The organism is Mesorhizobium sp. M2C.T.Ca.TU.002.02.1.1 (assembly GCF_003997225.1).
On the sequence record NZ_RZTO01001404.1, the window covers coordinates 1 to 734 of the forward strand.

A 734-nucleotide genomic window follows, 5' to 3' on the forward strand; every position below is an offset into this window, starting at 1 on the left:
GGTACAACCTCGTCGCCATGCACCAGAGCTTCACCGCTGGCCCGGGCTACGTCAACGCCACCATGTCGGGCGAATTCATCGCCTACAACAGCTCGGGCCATCCCGCGCAGGTGTTCAGCGACCAGCCGTTCGATTTCGCCGGCGCCTATTTCGGCGCCGGCTGGGACGACGCGGAGGGCGAGACGCTTGTCCTCGAGGCCTGGCGAGGCGATCAACCTGCCTACGAGGATCAACTGGCGCTGTCCGCCAACGGTCCGGTCTATTTTGCGGCCGACTACAGGCGCATCACGCGGCTCGAGATCCGCACGCAGCATTACTGGCAGGCCGCGATCGACGATTTCGCCTACCGCACCGGCCGATAGGATGGTTCACCGCTCACGGAAGCGGCAAACCGGAACAGGGAGCTTGAAGCGCGCCACCTTGTGCCGCTTCAGTGCGCGGCGTTTCGAGGTCAAGCCGCGTCAGCAAGCCGCTCGTGGGGAGCTTCCGCAGGAATGGAAGCCGCCATCCGAATGGCCGAAGCCGGAGTCGCGATGGCCGCCGCCATGACCGCCGGAGTTGCCGCTCCCGCCGGAGCCACCGTTTCCTCCGGAACTGCCATTGCCGCCCGAGCTGCCGTTCCCGGTGGAGCCACCGTTGCCGCCACTCCCATTGCCGGCTGCCCCTCCATTGCCGCCGGCACCACCCCCATTACCGGCCGAGCCACCATTGCCACCATTGCCGCCGTTGCCACC

At 66.9% G+C, this 734-nt stretch carries 2 pseudogenes; both read left to right on the top strand.

Annotated features, from left to right (window positions below):
• Positions 1 to 362: pseudogene (locus tag EOD07_RS38000) on the top strand (hypothetical protein); the annotation flags it as partial.
• A gap of 132 nt (positions 363 to 494) precedes the next feature.
• Positions 495 to 734: pseudogene (locus EOD07_RS38305) on the top strand (hypothetical protein); the annotation flags it as partial.